This is a genomic window from Ruegeria sp. BHSB058 (genome assembly GCF_059613285.1).
On sequence record NZ_JBXWSF010000001.1, the window covers coordinates 92643 to 110972 of the forward strand.

The following is an 18330-nucleotide window of genomic DNA, read 5'->3' on the forward strand; positions in this document are numbered from 1 at the left end:
TGTGAAGAAACAGATTCTCGCCTTGGGGGGCGACGGGATCGGCCCGGAGATTTTGGATCAAGGGCTGCGTGTCACGCAGCACCTTGCGGCGCGGGCCGGGATCGAGCTTCGGATTCAACGGGGCTTGCTCCATGGTGCGTCCTGGGAGGCGCATGGCACCTTTTGCACGGACGAGGTTTTGGCAACTGCGCGTACCTCGGATGCTGTACTGATCGGCGCAGTGGGTGGTCCGCAATGGGACGATATCCGGGTGCCCGGTGGGGCCGAGTGTCAGGATGGTCTGATGTATCTGCGCCACCATCTGCAAACCTATCTGGGGCTGCGTCCCGCGCGGGCATGGGGGCCGCTGTTGGATCGCACGCCCTTCCGCGCAGGCGTGGCGGACCACGCGGATGTCCTGATCCTGCGCGAAATGTGCGGCGGGGCGATGTTCGCGATGGAACGCGGCCAGCGCAGGGTGAACGGTTTGCGGCAAGGCTATGATCTGACCGCCTATGACGAGGCCGAGGTGGCCCGGTTCGCCCATGGCGGGTTTCAACTCGCACGCAAGCGGCGCGGGCGGCTGGTCAGCTGTGACAAATCCAACGTAATGGAAAGCTACAAACTGTGGCGCGCTGTCGTGAGCGAAGTGGCGCGGGATTACCCGGACGTGGCGTTTGAGAACATGTTCGCGGATAATTGCGCCTATCAGTTGATGATGCGCCCGCATGATTTTGACGTGGTGATCGGCTGTAACCAGCTTGGCGATGTGCTCAGCGATCTGACCGCGGTTTATGCCGGGTCATTGGGGATGCTGCCCTCCGCCTGTTTGTCCGACAATCCAGGCAAGGGGTCGGTTTTCGGCCTGTATGAAAGCACCGCCGGATCGGCTCCGGATATCGCGGGGCAAGGGATTGCCAACCCGGTGGGCACAATCCTGTCCGTCGGGATGATGTTCACCCATAGTTTCGGTGTGCAGGGCATTGAGGCCCGGATCGAACACGCGGTGATGGACACCCTGCAAGCGGGTATCATGACGCCCGATCTGGGTGGCAATGCCACCAGCGCGGACATGAGTGATGCCATTCTGGAAAGGCTGAGCGCATGAGCGGGTTTGACTATGTCATTGCCGGCGGCGGATCCGCCGGATGCGCCTTGGCGGCGCGTCTGGCCGAGGACCCGGAGGTCTCGGTCTGCCTAATCGAGGCAGGCGGCAGGGGGCGCGATCTGTTCATTCGAATGCCTGCTGGCAACGGATTTGTCTTTGGCAATTCCAGGCTGGACTGGGGCTATCAATCTGTGCCGCAACCGGGGCTGAACGGGCGGTCGATCTACTATCCGCGCGGCAAGGCTCTGGGCGGGTCGTCCATCGTCAACGGCATGATCTACATGCGCGGCGTGGCGGCGGATTACGATGGCTGGCAGGTGCCGGGCTGGTCCTATGCGGACGTTTTGCCCTATTTCCGCCGCTCGGAAGGGTCGCGGGATCGGCGCGACGCATGGCACGGCACACACGGCCCGCTGAAAACCGAACCCGCGCGGAATTTCGGCGAGATGGAGCAGGCCTTTCTGCAGGCAGCCGCGCAGGCTGGTCACCGGCAGATCGACGATTTCAACGGCGCATTGCGCACCGGGGTCGCTCGCAATGACAGCACCGTGTCCAGAGGCGTGCGCCAGTCATCGGCAATCGCCTACCTCAAGCGCCCGCGGCAGAACCTGACGATCCGCACCGGAACACAAATCGAGCGCCTGGTGATCGAGAGGGGCAGGGCCATCGGCGTTGAAACCCTGACCGGAGAGGTGATCCGCGCCGCGCGCGAGGTGATTGTCTGTCAGGGGGCGTTTGGCACGCCGCATCTGCTGATGCTGTCCGGGATCGGCCCGGCGGACCATCTGGCGGAACACGGGATCGACGTGGTGGCGGACCTGCCGTCTGTTGGCACGCATCTGGCGGACCACCCGGATGTGTCGATGCAATGGGGCTCGGACCGGGTGGACCTGAGCCATGCGAGATATCAGCGGCTGGACCATGCGGCGCGGCTGATGGGACACTGGCTGTTGAACGGCGGCGGGCCCGGCGGTGGCGCGTTCTTTTCCACGGTGCTGTTTCACGCGTTCGACGACCCGGCCCTGCCCGAACTGGAGGTCTTCATGACCCCGATGGTGGTCGATGAAAATCTGGGCAACGGCGCTGGTGAAGACGTGCCGCTGCTGCAACGGCTGGGCCGCAAGCTGTTGGTGCGGGGGCGCAAGATGGCCCGCCCCGGCGTGCAGATCGACATCAACCTCGAACGCCCCCTGTCGACAGGCACCGTCAGGCTGGCCAGTGCCGATCCCCGGGCGCATCCCGTCATCGACCCGAACTACTTCGCCCACCCGGCAGATATGGACGTGCTCAAACGCGGCGTTGCGGTGATGCGCGAGGTGATGGCGCAGGAGCCGATTGCCCGGTTGGTGACCGGCGAGATCGGCGCGTGGAAGAATGCGCGCAGCGATGCCGAGATCACCCAAGCCATCCGCGAGACAGCCTATACTGGCCACCACCCGGCCTGCACCGCCCGCATGGGCGACGTTCTGGACAGTGAGTTGCGGGTGCATGGGATCGAAGGCCTGCGGGTTTGCGATGCCTCGGCCATGCCCGCGCAAATCACTGGAAACCTCTATGCGACCGTGATCATGATGGCGGAAAAGGCCGCCGACTTGATCCTGGGCCGCAGTCCCTTGCCCCCTGAATACCCGCTGGAGCGTACCGCATGAGCAAGATCGAAACCTACAAGTATTTCGCTGGCAATGACTGGCACGCGCCTGCCGAGGGTGGCTATATCGACAGCGAAAACCCTGCGAACGGTCAGGTCTGGGCACGGGTGCCCGATTGCCGTCAGGCGGATATCGACCGGGCGGTCGCGGCAGCAAAATCCGCGTTCTACGAAGGGCCCTGGGGCCGGATGCAGCCAGCCGAACGCGGGCGCCACTTGCGGCGGATTGGCGACGTGATCTCGAAACACGCCGACAGGCTGGGCGCGGTAGAAACGAGGGACAATGGCAAGCTCCCTTCGATGATCACCCCCGGCCTGCGCGCGGGCGCATGGCTGGTCGACAGCTGGCACTACTATGCAGGGCTTTGCGACAAGTTCGAAGGCCGCCTGATCCCGGCCGAGGTCCCCGACATCCACAATTACGTCAAATGGGAACCCTTCGGTGTTGTGGCGCAGGTCTTGCCGTGGAACTCGCCCCTGGGCACGCTGTTTGTCAAGCTCGCCCCCTGTCTGGCGGCGGGCAATACGGTGGTGCTGAAACCGTCGGAGCATTCGTCCTGCTCAACGCTTGAACTGATGGACGTGCTGTTGGAGGCCGACTTGCCCGCCGGTGTGCTGAACGTGGTGACAGGCTATGGCGAGACCACAGCCGCGCCGATGATCACCCACAGGGATGTGCGCATGGTCAGTTTCACCGGCGGCACCGGGGGCGGGCGCGCCTCGGCCATCGCGGCGGCGCAGGGGGTGAAACCCGTGGTGATGGAACTGGGCGGAAAGTCGCCCCAGATCGTGCTGGCGGACGCGGATCTGGATCTGGCGGTCAACGGAGTGGCCGCAGGCATCTTCCCCCCCGGCGGGCAAAGCTGCATCTCAGGCTCGCGCCTCCTCGTGCATCGAAGCATCATTGATGAGTTCACCGACCGGCTGGTGAAAGTCGTGAAAAAGGCCCGCGTGGGTGACCCGGAGGACCCCGCCACCCAGATCGGCCCGATGGCCAACCGCCCGCATTATGACAGCATCCTGACCAGGATCGCCGCCGCCGAACAGGCGGGGCACAGGATGCTGCTGGATGGGCGCACAGCCTGCCGCGACGAAGGGTATTACATCGGCCCCACCATCTTTGCCGATGTGCCCAACAGCGCCGAACTGGCCCAGACCGAGGTTTTCGGCCCCGTCGCCAGCACCGAGGCCTGGGACGATGAAAACGACGCGGTCCGCATCGCCAATGACACGGTCTATGGCCTTGCCGCCGGGATCTGGACGCGGGATGTGACCCGCGCCATGCGCATAGCCGACCGGATCGAGGCGGGCACGGTCTATATCAACAACTACTTTAACGCCGCAACGCAAAGCCCGGTGGGTGGATACAAGCAATCGGGATACGGGCGCGAAAACGGCATCGAAGGGATGCGGTGCTTCCTGCAAACCAAATCTGTCTGGCTGTCGACCAATCCGCACCAGCCCGACCCCTTTGCCTGACAAGGAGGATACAAGATGTTCACCCTGCAGATCTCCTCGCGGATCCGATGACATGACTGCAATCGCGCAACTGGCAGGTTTCGTTCACTCTGCAGAACCGGAGAAAGACCTGCGGGGTGTCATCGCACCGGCCGTGGCAGATTGCTTTGGCTGCATTCTGGCCGGGGCGGATAGCGAGGTGGCGGAGCGCGCGGCAGCAGCCCTCGCCGCACAGGGGGCCGGGAACGCAGCTCTTTATGGACGCAACCAGACCATCAGCCCGCTCTTTGCCGCGCAGATCAACGCGGTTGCGGGCCATGCATGGGATCTGGATGATTGGGAAGAGCCGGGCAACACCCACCCCACCGTTGTCCTTCTGCCGGCCCTGCTGGCGGCGGCTCATATCACCCGCGTCAGCGGGGCCGAGTTGCTCGCGGCCTATGCCGTCGGGGCCGAAATCATCATGCGGCTTGGCGAGGCCGTGACGCTGGATCACTATGCGCGCGGGTTCCACTCGACGGCCACTCTGGGAACGATTGGCGCGGCAGGGGCGGTTGCGCGGCTACTGAACCTGAGCGAGGAACAAACCGCCCATGCACTGGCGCTGTCGGTGTCGCAGGCCACGGGCTACACGCTGCAATTCGGATCAAACGCCAAGCCATTGCAGGCCGGTTGGGCCGCCCGTGGCGGGTTGGAATCCGCGCTTCTTGCCGCCCAAGGCGTGACCGGCCAGCCGCATGTGCTGGACAGCAACAGAGGGTTCGCGGGCCTCATGGGGCGGTTCGATGCCACCCGATTTGCGCAGGCGATGGACCGGCTGGCCGCGCCATGGGCCTTGCTGGACTACGGGCTTATTCTAAAACCATGGCCGTCCTGCGGCTACACCCACCGCCTGATGACCGCGGCGCTTGACCTGCGCCCCATGGTGATAGACCGGCTGGCGGAAATCACCGCAATCCATGCCCGTATGCCCGATTTCCACGCGGAAATCCTGCCCTTCCATCTCCCGACCAGCCGCGCCGAGGCGCTGTTCTCCGCCCCCGCCTGCATTGCGCAAACACTGGTGTCCGGAAACCTGACCCTGGGCGATAGCGCGGCCGGGTTCTGGACCCATCCGGAAACGTCGCGGCTTATCAAACTCACCAAGCTAACCGCCGAACCTGCCAAGCGCCCGGATCTGAACTATGATCCCGATCAGCCGGATGCGCTGACCATAGAACTGACCAGCGGAGAGAAGTTCGAGGCACAATGCACCTACCCGTTAGGGGCGGCACAGAACCCGATGACGACACCGCAACTGGCGGCGAAATTCGCCGCACTGACCCCTGCGAAAACAGGCATATTTCAACAGATGCTGACCTGGCCCGACGCCCCCGATATCGCCGCATTTTTCCAAAGGATGGCGCAATGACACGCAAACGCACAGGCGGGCGCGCCGCCCGCATGCAAGACCGCGGCGGCGGCGCGGGTTCCGGTCCGACAACAGCTATCTGGCCCGGCATCGAAGGCGGACAATACGCGCCCCTGACCCCCGCCGAGATCGCGATGATCGACCAGACCGCCATGCGCATTCTGGAAGAGATCGGTGTCAAGGGGGCGACGCAGACCTGTATCGACACAATCTGCGCAGCCGGAGGCGAGATGACAGAGGACGGTCGCCTTTTGATGCCGGAAACGATGGTGCGAAGGGCCCTAAGCACCGCTGGTAGAGGCTTCAAACTGCACGGGCTGGATCCGGCGCATGACATCGACCCGTCCGGCAGTCGTACCCATTTCGGTACCTCCGGCGCAGCGGTCCATATCATCGACAGCAAAACCGGCGCGATCCGTAACACCACCCTGTGCGATCTCTACGATATGGCGCGTCTCGCGGAACAGCTGCCCAATATCCACATCTTTCAACGCACCGTGGTTGCACGCGACATTACCGACCCACGTGAAATGGACCTGAACACCGCCTATGCCTGTTTGAAGGGCACAGCCAAACCCACCGGTACATCCTTCGGCGATCCTGCTGTGATGGAAGAGGCCATGCAGATGTTGGCCATGATTACCGGCGGCTATGACGCGCTTCGCGCCCGTCCTCCCATGTGCGTGTCAACATGTTTTATCGTCCCGCCCTTAACCTTCGCGCAAGAGGCGCTTGGCGTCATCGAATGCGCTGCGAAATACGGCGCCCCGCTGAAACTGGTCTCTGCTGGGCAGGCGGGAGCCACCAGCCCGGCCCCTCTGGCGGGGGCAGTGGCCCAGCAAACCGCCGAAGTGCTGGCGGGCATCGTCTATGTCAACCTATTGAACCCCGGACACCCGGCCACATTTGGTGCCCTGCCGTTCGTCAGCGACCTGCGCACAGGGGCCATGTCGGGTGGATCGGCTGAACAGGGTCTGCTTATGGCAGCCTGCGCTCAGATGGCCCGTTTCTACGACATCCCCTGCGCCGTCAGCGCGGGCATGACCGACAGTAAAATGCCAGACTTTCAGGCGGGATACGAAAAGGCTTACACAGAATTGCTGGCCTCACTGACCGGGGCAAATCTGATCTACGAAGCGGCCGGAATGTACGGATCTCTGCTTGGTTGTTCCCTTGAAAGCTTCGTTCTGGACAATGACCTGATCGGATCAGTCATGCGCGCGACACGCGGGTTTGAAGTGACCGAAGATACTCTGTCTCTGGAAACCATACGCGATGTTTGCGTCGGCGGGCCGGGCCACTTTTTGGGCCATGCCCAAACCATCAACCGAATGGAAAGCGACTATTTCTATCCATCCATGGCCGACCGTCGCACGCCGCAGGAATGGGCCGCGGCACCTGACAAGGACTTGCTTGAACAGGCGCGAATACGTACGCGGGAGATGCTGGCACAGCCTGCCCCCAAACACATCAGCGATGAGCTGGATCGCGATGTTCGGAAACACTTCCCCATCCGGGACTTCGCAGGCCGCAGGAGCAACAACTAATAAAACAACAGCAAACCGGTCTTGGGTCCCAGATAGAGGATGCAACCAAACGGCAAGTCCGAGTTGGGACCGAACGACGGCTATTACTGCCGCGGCGCAACATTCTAGACCGAGCAACTGCAGCGCTTCTCGTGCTGCGAACCCGCGCAGCGAAAGATCAAGACTTCCGGTATGGGCTCAAAGCCGACACCCCCAGACCGGCTCCAACACCCAACCCGTCACCCGTGCCGTCTGACGATCACCGATCCCACCGAATACCCTGCACCGAACGAACAGATCAGGCCGATATCGCCTTCCTGCAAGTCGTCCGAATACTTGGAAAAGGCGATGATCGACCCGGCGGACGAGGTGTTGGCATAGTCCTGCAGGATATTGGGCTGTTCGCCCGGTTCCGGTTCGCGTCCCAACACTTTCTTGCCGATGAAATCGTTCATCGTCTTGTTGGCCTGATGCAGCCACAGCCGTTTCAGGTCGGTGTTCGCGATGCCCTCGGCGGCCATGTGATCGGCGATATGCTGGCTGACCAGCGGCAGCACTTCCTTGAACACTTTGCGCCCGTTCTGCATGAACTGCATGTCGCGCCGGTCCGCGACGCCGTCGGGGCGCGAGCGGCGCAGAAAGCCGTTGTTGTTGCGGATGTTGTTGGAAAACTCGGTGGCGCAGCGGGTGGACAGGATCTCGAAATGCGGCCCGCTGGCCTCGTCTTCGCGTTCGATCAGGGTCGCGGTGGCCACATCGCCAAAGATGAAATGACAATCCCGGTCGCGCCATTCCAGGTGGCCCGAGCAAATCTCGGGGTTGACCACCAGCGCCGCCCGCACCGAGCCCGAGCGCACCATGTCCGCCGCCGCCTGAATGCCAAAGGTCGCCGACGAGCAGGCCACGTTCATGTCGAACCCGAACCCCTTGATCCCCAGCGCGTTCTGTATCTCGATCGCAATCGCCGGATAGGCGCGTTCGTGGTTCGACGCCGCACAGATCACCAGATCCACATCCTCGGCGCTGCGCCCCGCCTGCGCCAGCGCCTTGCGGCAGGCATCCACCGCCATCTCGGTCATGATCCCCGGTTCGTCATCGCTGCGCTGTCGCAGGGTGGGGTGCATGATTTCGGGGTTCAGAACGCCGGCCTTGTCCATCACGTACCGGTTCTCGATTCCCGACGCCTTGACGATGAACTCCTCCGACGAATGCTGCATCGGCTCCACCCGCCCGGCAGCGATGGCCGCGGCATTTCCGGCGTTCTGCCGATCGGCATAGGCGTTGAAGGCTTCGACAAGCTCGGCGTTGGTGATCACGTTCTGGGGCGTATAGACACCGGTTCCGGTAATGGCGGGCGTGTACATGGCGGATCCTGAATGTTTTGGATTGGCTCAAAATGAAGCCGCCTCACGCGCTGATCAAGGGGAAGTGACCCAAGGGAATCCCCCCGGATCAGTGAAAAATTGCTTCATCTCTGAAATGTTTCGGTAACGGCAGGCGCCAGCCCGCCACCCGGCAGTTTTCGATGACGGCGGCAGCTCCGTCGCCAGTCCGGATCGGTGTCGCGGAATGGTACAATTCGGACAAGTGGGGGATGAAATCGCGTACAAATCGCGCACTTCATCTGTACATCGCTGAAGCCCGGGCGCCTTGACCGCGGCCCGACACAAGTTTCCCCCTCCCGGTTTACGCGGCTCAGATCAGGGGAACAAACGGCACGTCACAGGCCGCAAGCGCCAGAAGGGAGGCGAAGACCACAATGGTACGCATGGCTGATTTTCCTTGTACTGCTCGTTGAAAACAGCATTGTCCCCCGCCAGCCAAAGGTCAACGGGAGAGACAGGAGCCGGCAAGTATCAGCCTTGCAGGCTGCGCACCTCGACATCCCCCTCGGCCTGCGCCTTGATCGCCAGCGCCGCGGCATTGCTGGCGGCGGCGGTGGTGAAATAGGGGATCTTGTCATACAGCGCGATCGAGCGGATGGACTTGCTGTCCTCGACCGCCTGCGCGCCCTCGGTGGTGTTCATCAACAGCTGAACCTGCCCGTCCTTGAGCATATCGACCACGTCGGGGCGGCCCTCATAGACCTTGTTGACAACGTCGCAAGGTACCCCGTGGCCGTCCAGCCAGCTTTGCGTTCCGCGCGTGGCGACCAGTGTAAAGCCTTGTTCCACCAGCACTTTCGCCGCCTCCAGCATCGCCGCGCCCTTGTCGGCATCCTTGATCGAGATAAACGCACGACCCGAGGATGGCAGCACCATGCCCGCCCCCATCTGCGCCTTGAGGAAGGCGCGCGGGAATGAGCGATCCCAGCCCATTACCTCTCCGGTCGAGCGCATTTCCGGACCCAGAATGGTATCGACACCGGGGAATCGGGCAAAGGGCAGCACGGCCTCTTTCACCGAGAACCAGGGCATGTTCGGGTCGGCCAGAGTCATCTGGTCGGCGATCTTGGTGTCCTGCCCCTCCTTGTAGGGCGGGCGCATCGGGAAGTTCGACAGCGGCTCTCCCGCCATCACCCGCGCGGCGATCGAGGCGATGGCACTGTCGGTGGCCTTGGCGACGAAAGGCACGGTGCGCGAGGCGCGGGGGTTCACCTCGATCAGATAGATTTCATCATCCTTGATTGCGAACTGTACGTTCATCAGGCCGACGACATTCAGCGCACGCGCCAGCTTGTTGGTCTGCTCCTTGATCTGCTCGATGATCTCGGGCGAGAGCGAATAGGGGGGCAGCGAACAGGCGCTGTCGCCCGAATGAACGCCCGCCTCTTCGATATGCTGCATGATGCCGGCGACATGCACCGCCTCGCCATCGCAGAGCGCATCCACATCCAGTTCGACGGCGCCGCTGAGATAGCTGTCGAGCAGCACCGGGCTGTCGCCCGAGACCACCACCGCCTCGGCGATGTAGCGTTTCAGGTGGTCCATGTCGCGAACGATCTCCATCGCGCGACCGCCCAGTACATAGGAGGGGCGAATTACCAGCGGAAAGCCGATTTCATCTGCAATTTCAATAGCCCGCTCGTCGGTTGAGGCAATGCCGTTCTTGGGCTGTTTCAGGCTCAGCTTGTTAACCAGGTCCTGAAACCGCTCGCGGTCTTCGGCCAGGTCGATGGCGTCCGGGGTGGTGCCCAGGATCGGAATGCCCTCGGCCTCCAGCGCGTTGGCCAGTTTCAACGGGGTCTGGCCACCGAACTGGACGATGACACCGTGCAGCGTGCCGTTTTCCTGTTCCTTCGTCAGGATTTCCATCACGTGTTCAAATGTCAGCGGCTCGAAATACAGACGGTCCGAGGTATCATAGTCGGTGGACACCGTCTCGGGGTTGCAGTTGACCATGATGGTTTCATAGCCCGCATCGGTCAGCGCATAGCAGGCGTGACAGCAGCAATAGTCGAACTCGATCCCCTGACCGATCCGGTTCGGGCCGCCACCCAGAATGACCACCTTCTTGCGGTCCGACGGGCGTGCCTCGCATTCGACCTCGCCCATCATCGGGGCCTCGTAGGTCGAATACATATAGGGCGTCTGCGCTTCGAACTCGGCGGCGCAGGTGTCGATGCGCTTGAACACAGCGGTGACCCCGACCTCCTTGCGGGCCTTGCGGACTTCGGCTTCTTTCTTGCCGGTCAACTTGCCGAGGCGGGCATCGGTGAAGCCCAGCATCTTGAGCGCGCGCAACCCGGCCTCGTCGGCGGGCAGTCCTGCCTCGCGCACCTCGCGTTCGGCGTCCACGATCTCGCGAATGCGGGCCAGGAACCAGGGATCGAACTTGGTCACCGCCTGAATCTCGTCATCCGAAAGCCCGTGCCGCATCGCCTGCGCAATGGTGCGCATCCGGTCGGGGGTCTGTTGGCTGATGGCCTTGATAACGGCGGCCTTGTCGGTCACTTCCTCCCAAGGGCCCACACTCAGACCGGGAATGGAAACTTCGTCGAACCCGGTCAGGCCCGATTCCATCGAGGCCAGCGCCTTTTGCAGCGATTCGTGGATCGTCCGTCCAATGGACATCGCTTCGCCCACCGACTTCATGGCCGTGGTCAGGAACGGTTCCGCACCGGGGAATTTCTCGAAGGCGAATTTCGGAATTTTGGTGACGACATAATCGATGGTCGGCTCGAAGCTGGCGGGCGTGACCTTGGTGATGTCGTTGTCCAACTCATCGAGCGTGTATCCGACGGCCAGCTTGGCGGCGATCTTGGCAATCGGGAAACCCGTGGCCTTGGACGCCAATGCCGAAGAGCGAGACACGCGCGGGTTCATCTCGATCACGACCATCCGGCCGTCTTCGGGGTTGATCGCCCATTGTACGTTCGATCCGCCGGTTTCCACACCGATCTCGCGCAGCACGGCGATCGAGCCGTTGCGCATGATCTGGTATTCCTTGTCGGTCAGCGTCAGGGCAGGGGCCACGGTGATCGAGTCACCGGTGTGCACGCCCATTGGATCGACGTTTTCGATGGAACAGACGATGATGGCGTTGTCGGCGGTGTCGCGCACCACCTCCATCTCGTATTCCTTCCAGCCCAGCAGGCTTTCGTCGACGAGGATCTGGTTGACCGGCGAGGCATCCATGCCCGAGCGGCAATAATGTATGTAATCCTCACGGTTATAGGCGACGCCGCCGCCGGTTCCGCCCAGGGTAAAGGCCGGGCGGATGATGGCGGGAAGGCCGATGTCTTCCAACTCGTCCAGTGCCATCTGAACGCCAGCATCCAGGTCGGCTGTGCCGTTGGGTTTCTTCGGCGCGGTGACGATGGTGGCGCGGGGATTTTCCAGCCCCAGCCGGTCCATCGCCTCGCGGAACAGCTTGCGGTCTTCGGCCATCTCGATGGCCTCTCGCTTGGCGCCAATCATCTCGACGCCGAACTTTTTCAGCACGCCCATCTCTTCCAGCGCCAGTGAGGTGTTGAGACCCGTCTGCCCGCCCATCGTGGGCAACAGCGCGTCGGGGCGTTCCTTTTCGATTATCTTGGCGACGACTTCGGGCGTGATCGGTTCGATATAGGTGGCGTCGGCCAGTTCCGGATCGGTCATGATCGTGGCCGGGTTCGAGTTCACCAGGATGACCCGGTACCCTTCCTCGCGCAGCGCCTTGCAGGCCTGTGCCCCGGAGTAGTCGAACTCGCAGGCTTGCCCAATGACGATGGGGCCCGCCCCGATGATCATGATCGACTGGATGTCGGTTCTCTTCGGCATGGCCAGGTTCCTTCGGTTTTTCGCGAGTCGGCAGGCGCCCACCAAGCGCCCAAATTGTCGTGGGTTATAGGGACCGCGCGAAAAGGTGCAAGGGGGATCGGAATCTGATGCGCATTTGCCGCTTTCCCCCCTTTCGCCTGTCCCCGAAACCTCTATATCGCAGCCCACGGCAAATGGGGATGCACTTGCATATTCGTTTCGATCAGGGTCCGGCCGGTCCGGGAACGTGTTTCGACCGCCCGTCGCGCGTGATCCGCGCCGACGAACCCGCCGATGTGCCTGCAGCCCTCGCCGCTGTTGATGCCGCCCGGGCGCAGGGGGCGTGGCTGGCGGGATATGCCAGTTATGAGCTGGGCTACACACTGGAGCCGCGGCTCGCCGCGCGCATGCCGGTTGGCCGGCGGCTGCCGCTGATCTGCTTTGGTGTCTATGGTGCGCCCGGCCAATGCTCTGTAACCACAGGGGCAGGGGGGATCACCCGGTTTGCGCCGCGCTGGAACGAAGATCGGTACGGGGATGCGTTCCGCGCGGTTCACGACGCCATCGGCGCAGGTGACATCTATCAGGCGAACCTGACTTTTCCGGTCGATCTTGACCTCGAAGGGCCTGCTGTCGCGCTATATGCGGCATTGGCGCATCTCCAGCCCGTGGGACATGGCACGTTTGTCCGGCAGGAGGGATTGCCCGACCTGCTGTCGCGTTCGCCCGAGCTGTTCTTTCGCACTGATGCTCGCGGAATGATTGAAACCCGCCCCATGAAAGGCACCCAGCCGCGCAGCGCCGATCCGGCCGAGGACGCCCGCCGCCGCAACTTTTTGATCAGCGACGAAAAGAACCGGGCCGAGAACCTGATGATCGTGGACCTCTTGCGCAACGATATCAGCCGGGTGGCGGTGCCGGGGACAGTCAAGGTGCCCGAACTGTTCAGGGTCGAAACCTATGCCACCGTGCATCAGATGGTATCGCTTGTGCGGGCGCAGTTGCGCGCCGATGCCCGTTTGTCTGACATACTGAAGGCTCTCTTCCCCTGCGGTTCGATCACCGGCGCGCCAAAGATCCGCGCGATGGAAATTCTGAGCGATCTGGAACCCTGGCCGCGCGACATCTATTGCGGCACCATCGGCTGGGCCGCACCTGACGGCCGGTCCGAATTCAACGTGGCGATCCGCACGCTGATGGCCGAGGGGAACCGGGCCACGCTGAACGTTGGTGGCGGCGTCGTCTGGGACAGTACCGCAGCATCGGAATACGAGGAGGCGTTATGGAAAGCGCGCTTTGCCCGCCAACTGAGCCTGATTTCCGCCTGATCGAAACATTGGGTTATCGCTCCGGTGAAGGGTTCGCACGCCTTGATCGTCACTTTGCGCGAATGGCGCGGTCGGCGCAGGCCTTGAACATTCCATTTGACCGCTCGGCAGCAGAACTGCGGTTGCAGGCGGTGGCGGGCGACGATCCGCTGCGCTGCCGTCTGACTTTGGAGGCAGACGGTCAGTTTGGCCTGACCACCGGTGCCCTGACCGAAACCCCATCTGTCTGGCGCGTGGCGGTCGCCCCAGAGCGGCTGGACTCCGGGAATTTTTGGCTGCGGCACAAGACCACCCGGCGCGCGCTTTACGATGAGGTTCGCGCAAATCTGCGCGACGGGATCGATGAGATGATCTTTCTCAACGAACGTGGGGAAGTCTGCGAAGGTACCATCACCAATATCTTCGCGATCATGGCTGATGGCAAAATGCTGACTCCGGCGCTTTCCGCTGGTCTTTTGCCGGGAATTCTGCGTGAAGAACTGCTTGTAAAACGAGAGGTGTCCGAAGCTATACTAACTTTGAACGACTTAAGAGAAGCTCAGAGTATTCTTGCTGGCAATTCCCTGCGAGGGTTGATCAGGGTGGAAATGGCAACCTCCTGATCACTCGGCGGCGTCCCGCAGCCGATCGCGGCCAGGGTAGAGGTAGTCACGGGTGAGAGGCACCGCATCGCGCCGATGGCCAAGCTGGAACTGGAACACGGTCTGGTCCCGCTCTTCGAAAACCAGGATACAGATGGTCAGGTAAAAGCGCCACATGCGGACGAACCGCTCGTCATACATCGCGCGGACCTGATCGATATTGGCTTCGAACCGGTCCCTCCAGCAGCGCAGCGTTTTGGCGTAGTGCAGGCGCAGGCTTTCGATATCCAGGTTCCACAGGCCTGCCCGACCAATCGGCACCACCAGTTCCGACAGGGACGGTACATATCCGCCGGGGAAGATGTACTTGTTCAGCCACGGCGACTGGTTGGTCGGCGGTCCATTGCGCCCGATGGTATGGATCAACGCCACACCGTCAGGTTTCAGCAAATCGGCGACCTTGCCGAAATAGGTGTCATAGTGGGGCACGCCCACATGCTCCAGCATGCCGACCGAAACGATCCGGTCGAACTGTCCGGTCAACTCGCGATAGTCCATCAGGCGGATATCGATATGGTCCTGCATCCCGGCCTCGACCGCGCGCGCCCTGGCAGCGTCATGCTGGTTTTGCGACAGGGTCAGGCCGGTGACATGGGCGCCATGGTCCCGGGCCAAGGTCAATGCCAGCCCGCCCCAGCCGCACCCGATGTCAAGAACCCGGTGACCGGGTTCAAGGCACAGCTTGCGCGCGATATGCGCCTTTTTCGCGGCCTGAGCCTGATCCAGCGTCAGGTCCGGCGTGTCGAAATAGGCGCAGCTGTACTGCATGTCCGGGTCCAGCATCAGCCGGTAGAAATCGTCGGACAGGTCGTAGTGATGCGCCACGTTGCGTCGCGCCAGACGCAGCGTATTGCGTTGCAGGATCGGTCGCAGCAAAAACTTTGCCCGTTCGAGCCAATGATAGAATCTCGGAAGATTGCCCGCCGACAAATTGCGAATCGCAACCCTCAATACATCGTCCAGACTGCTGTCTTCGGTGGTCAGCGTGCCCTCCATCACCCCTTCGCCAAAGCCAAGCTCGGGGTTCTGGCACAATCGCCGCATCAGGTCCGGGGCATGGATCCGGAAATGGGGGCACGGGTGCGTTCCGTCACCATAGACCTCGCTGGACCCGTCTGGAAACGTCACCCGCAATGCGCCCTGAGTGACGAACCTGTTCAACACACGATCTAAAATTCTTTGCCACATCATCCTACTCTTCCCCGCTCGATGGGTGAGCGTTCTGAAACAGAAGACAAGAAATCCATATCACAGCATTGGAAATATGCACCAATTTCGTGATTTCCACCTCTTTTGGGTGACTTCCCGGTCACGATGGCGCGCGACCCTTGACTTCCCGGGCCTATCGCGGTGTATCGGCGCGACGAATTCTCCGCCCGAAGGGATATGACCGATGCACGCCTATCGCAGCCACACCTGCGCCGAACTGACTGCCGCCAATGTCGGTGACACCGTCCGCCTGTCGGGCTGGGTTCACCGCGTGCGCGACCACGGGGGCGTTTTGTTCATAGACCTGCGCGACCATTTCGGCGTAACGCAGGTTCTGTGCGACGGCGACAGCGCCGCCTTTGCCGAACTGGAAAAGGTTCGGTCCGAGTGGTGCATCCGTATCGACGGCACCGTCAAGGCGCGCGATGCGGATTTGGTGAACCCGAAGCTACCCACTGGCGAGATCGAGGTGTACGTGCGCGAATTGGAAGTGCTGGGTGCGGCGTCGGAACTGCCGCTGATGGTGTTCGGCGATCAGGAATATCCCGAGGAAACCCGCCTGCGCTATCGCTATCTGGACCTGCGCCGCGAGGCGATGCAGCGCAACATGACGCTGCGGTCCGACGTGGTCGCCTCGATGCGCCGCAGCATGTGGGATAGGGATTTCCGCGAATACCAGACCCCGATCATCACCGCGTCAAGCCCCGAGGGCGCACGCGACTTTCTGGTTCCCTCGCGTCTGCATCCCGGCAAGTTCTATGCGTTGCCGCAAGCACCGCAGCAGTTCAAGCAGCTGATCATGGTGTCAGGATTTGACCGCTATTTCCAGATCGCGCCCTGTTTTCGCGACGAAGATCCGCGCGCCGACCGCTCGCCCACCGATTTCTATCAGCTCGACCTCGAGATGTCCTTTGTCGAGCAGCAGGACGTGTTTGATACCATCGCGCCTGTACTGGCCGGTGTGTTCGAAGAATTCGGCGAGGGCCGCAAGGTGGATGCGTGGCGGGACTGGCCGCAGATTTCCTATCGCGATGCCGCGCTGTGGTACGGCACCGACAAGCCAGACCTGCGTAACCCGATCAAGATGCAGGACTGTTCCGAGCATTTCCGTGGCTCGGGTTTTGCCATCTTCGCCAAGTTGCTGGAGCAGGACGGCACCGAAATTCGAGCCATTCCCGCGCCCACTGGTGGCAGCCGCAAGTTCTGCGACCGCATGAATGCCTTTGCCCAGAAAGAAGGGCTGCCGGGGATGGGGTATATCTTCTGGCGCGATCAGGGGGAGGGCATGGAGGCCGCAGGCCCGCTGGCCAAGAATATCGGCCCCGAGCGCACTGAGGCGATCCGCCAGCAACTGGGTCTGGGCGTCGGCGACGCGGCGTTCTTCCTGGGCGGCAAGCCAAAAGCCTTTGAAAAGGTCGCTGGCAAGGCGCGTGATGTCATCGGCGAGGAACTTGGCCTGACCGAGAAAAACCGCTTTGCATTCGCCTGGATCGTCGATTTCCCGATCTACGAGCAGGACGAGGAAACCGGCAAGATCGATTTCGAGCACAACCCCTTCTCGATGCCGCAGGGGGGTATGGACGCGCTGATGGGCGATCCGCTCAAGGTGCTGGGCTATCAGTACGACCTGTCCTGCAACGGATACGAAATCCTGTCGGGCGCGATCCGGAACCACAAGCCCGAGATCATGTTCAAGGCCTTCGAGATTGCCGGATACGGCGAGGACGAGGTGCGCAAGCGGTTCGGCGGCATGGTCAACGCCTTCCAGTACGGCGCCCCCCCGCATGGCGGCTGCGCAGCAGGTATCGACCGTATCGTGATGCTGTTGGCCGATACAGTGAACATCCGCGAGGTCATCATGTTCCCGATGAACCAACGCGCCGAAGACCTGATGATGTCGGCCCCTTCGGATCCGACGTCGGATCAGTTGATGGAGCTGGGCCTGCGCGTTATCCCGCAGGATTGACACCCGAAACGCCGCCTCAAAAGGGCGGCGTCTTACTTTGAGGGACGCAATACCACACAGGGCATCGGTCTGCCTTTGGCGCCGTTGCTTGGTGTGCTAGGGAAATATCCCGCTTTCTTCTACCTCGCCGCGCTGACGATTGCGCCGGATGTCTTGTGCTGCTGCCCGTACATGCCGGTAGAGCACCAGATAGACTGCGCCAAACAGAACCAGACTGCTTGCTGCCACCTCAGATTGCCTCGCGTCGTTCCAGCCGGGTCTGCACCATCCCGGCAAGCTGCGCGGCGCAAGTGGCATAGGGCCGCCCGCGCGAGCGCGCCCGCGCTACATCCTGCGCGGCACGGGCCAGCGGCAGATCGTCCGCGGCGCGGGCGACCCCGCTGACAAATTGCGCAGCATAGTCGAGCGCCTTGGTGTCGCTGGCATCTGCCAGTATGTCCGCGATATGGGCCATGTCGTCCCGATATGCCATCAGGTCAGGGCAGATCACCTCATCCTGAATTACCTGCAGCCCAGCCGGGCGGCGATCTTCGGGCAAGTGTGACAGGATTCTTGTCTGAAACGCCGCCAGCGAGGTCAGAGGCTTGCTCAGAAACCCGTCCGCCCCAGCGGCAATCGCCAGGCCTTCGGCAAAATCGTCTCCGGATATGCCTAGAATCACTGCGACGCGCGGGGTGGTTTGCGCCATCTCCTCGATCAGGTTCAAGCCCGAACCGTCGGGCAGGCCGATATCGACGATCAGGACTGAGGGGCGATAGACCTGCAGGTGGCGGCGCGCCGATGTCAGGCAATCCGCACGTCGGATGCGGGCGCCGCTGCGCAGGCACATCAGTCGCAACGCCTCACTCGTGTATCGGCTGTCCTCGACCACCAGAA

Annotated in this window: 13 protein-coding genes; 8 read left to right on the plus strand and 5 right to left on the minus strand. The window is 62.2% G+C overall.

The annotated features are described in order from the left end of the window. The first annotated feature begins 1 nt into the window (after position 1). Genes leuB through AC2FNB_RS00495 form a run of 5 tightly spaced genes read left to right on the plus strand, consistent with a single transcriptional unit; the run spans position 2 to position 7151 of the window. On the plus strand, positions 2 to 1087 hold the full coding sequence (gene leuB, locus AC2FNB_RS00475) for a 3-isopropylmalate dehydrogenase (protein WP_496743776.1): 1086 nt from the start codon (positions 2 to 4) through the stop codon (positions 1085 to 1087). Continuing rightward, positions 1084 to 2736 carry a GMC family oxidoreductase gene (locus AC2FNB_RS00480; protein WP_496743778.1) on the plus strand — a complete coding sequence of 551 codons (1653 nt, stop codon included), beginning with the start codon at positions 1084 to 1086 and terminating at the stop codon, positions 2734 to 2736. The genes leuB and AC2FNB_RS00480 overlap by 4 nt, the downstream gene beginning before the upstream one ends. Then, a complete protein-coding gene (locus tag AC2FNB_RS00485; RefSeq protein ID WP_496743779.1) occupies positions 2733 to 4214 on the plus strand; it encodes an aldehyde dehydrogenase in 1482 nt (493 codons plus the stop codon). Before AC2FNB_RS00480 ends, AC2FNB_RS00485 begins: the two co-directional genes overlap by 4 nt. A gap of 52 nt (positions 4215 to 4266) precedes the next feature. Next, positions 4267 to 5604, plus strand: a complete 1338-nt coding sequence (locus AC2FNB_RS00490; protein ID WP_496743780.1) for an MmgE/PrpD family protein — start codon at positions 4267 to 4269, stop codon at positions 5602 to 5604. Continuing rightward, entirely contained in the window at positions 5601 to 7151 is a 1551-nt protein-coding gene (locus tag AC2FNB_RS00495; protein ID WP_496743782.1) for a trimethylamine methyltransferase family protein, read from the plus strand. Before AC2FNB_RS00490 ends, AC2FNB_RS00495 begins: the two co-directional genes overlap by 4 nt. A 218-nt stretch (positions 7152 to 7369) precedes the next feature. Here the strand turns inward: AC2FNB_RS00495 and AC2FNB_RS00500 are convergent, their stop codons facing one another. After that, complete coding sequence (locus AC2FNB_RS00500) at positions 7370 to 8494, minus strand: beta-ketoacyl-ACP synthase III (RefSeq protein ID WP_496743784.1); 1125 nt, start codon at positions 8492 to 8494, stop codon at positions 7370 to 7372. A gap of 492 nt (positions 8495 to 8986) precedes the next feature. Then, a complete protein-coding gene (carB, locus tag AC2FNB_RS00505) occupies positions 8987 to 12331 on the minus strand; it encodes a carbamoyl-phosphate synthase large subunit (RefSeq protein ID WP_480749483.1) in 3345 nt (1114 codons plus the stop codon). A gap of 179 nt (positions 12332 to 12510) precedes the next feature. On the opposite strand from carB, the gene AC2FNB_RS00510 reads away from it, so the two are divergent. After that, positions 12511 to 13638: an aminodeoxychorismate synthase component I gene (locus AC2FNB_RS00510; RefSeq protein ID WP_496743786.1), complete on the plus strand. Its 1128-nt coding sequence runs from the start codon at positions 12511 to 12513 to the stop codon at positions 13636 to 13638. Next, positions 13593 to 14240, plus strand: coding sequence for an aminotransferase class IV family protein (locus AC2FNB_RS00515; protein WP_496743788.1), 648 nt, complete (start codon positions 13593 to 13595; stop codon positions 14238 to 14240). The genes AC2FNB_RS00510 and AC2FNB_RS00515 overlap by 46 nt, the downstream gene beginning before the upstream one ends. On the opposite strand, the gene AC2FNB_RS00520 is transcribed toward AC2FNB_RS00515, so the two are convergent. Beyond that, positions 14241 to 15443, minus strand: a complete 1203-nt coding sequence (locus tag AC2FNB_RS00520) for a class I SAM-dependent methyltransferase (RefSeq protein ID WP_496743795.1) — start codon at positions 15441 to 15443, stop codon at positions 14241 to 14243. A 229-nt stretch (positions 15444 to 15672) separates the two neighbouring features. Between AC2FNB_RS00520 and aspS the strand changes: the two genes are divergently transcribed. Next, a complete protein-coding gene (gene aspS, locus AC2FNB_RS00525; protein WP_496743790.1) occupies positions 15673 to 17454 on the plus strand; it encodes an aspartate--tRNA ligase in 1782 nt (593 codons plus the stop codon). A 96-nt stretch (positions 17455 to 17550) separates the two neighbouring features. Here the strand turns inward: aspS and AC2FNB_RS00530 are convergent, their stop codons facing one another. Both AC2FNB_RS00530 and AC2FNB_RS00535 read right to left on the minus strand, forming a co-directional pair. Then, entirely contained in the window at positions 17551 to 17682 is a 132-nt protein-coding gene (locus AC2FNB_RS00530) for a hypothetical protein (RefSeq protein WP_480749479.1), read from the minus strand. Between the two features lies 1 nt (position 17683). Continuing rightward, positions 17684 to 18328 carry a response regulator gene (locus tag AC2FNB_RS00535; protein WP_496743791.1) on the minus strand — a complete coding sequence of 215 codons (645 nt, stop codon included), beginning with the start codon at positions 18326 to 18328 and terminating at the stop codon, positions 17684 to 17686. Between the last annotated feature and the right edge of the window lie 2 nt (positions 18329 to 18330).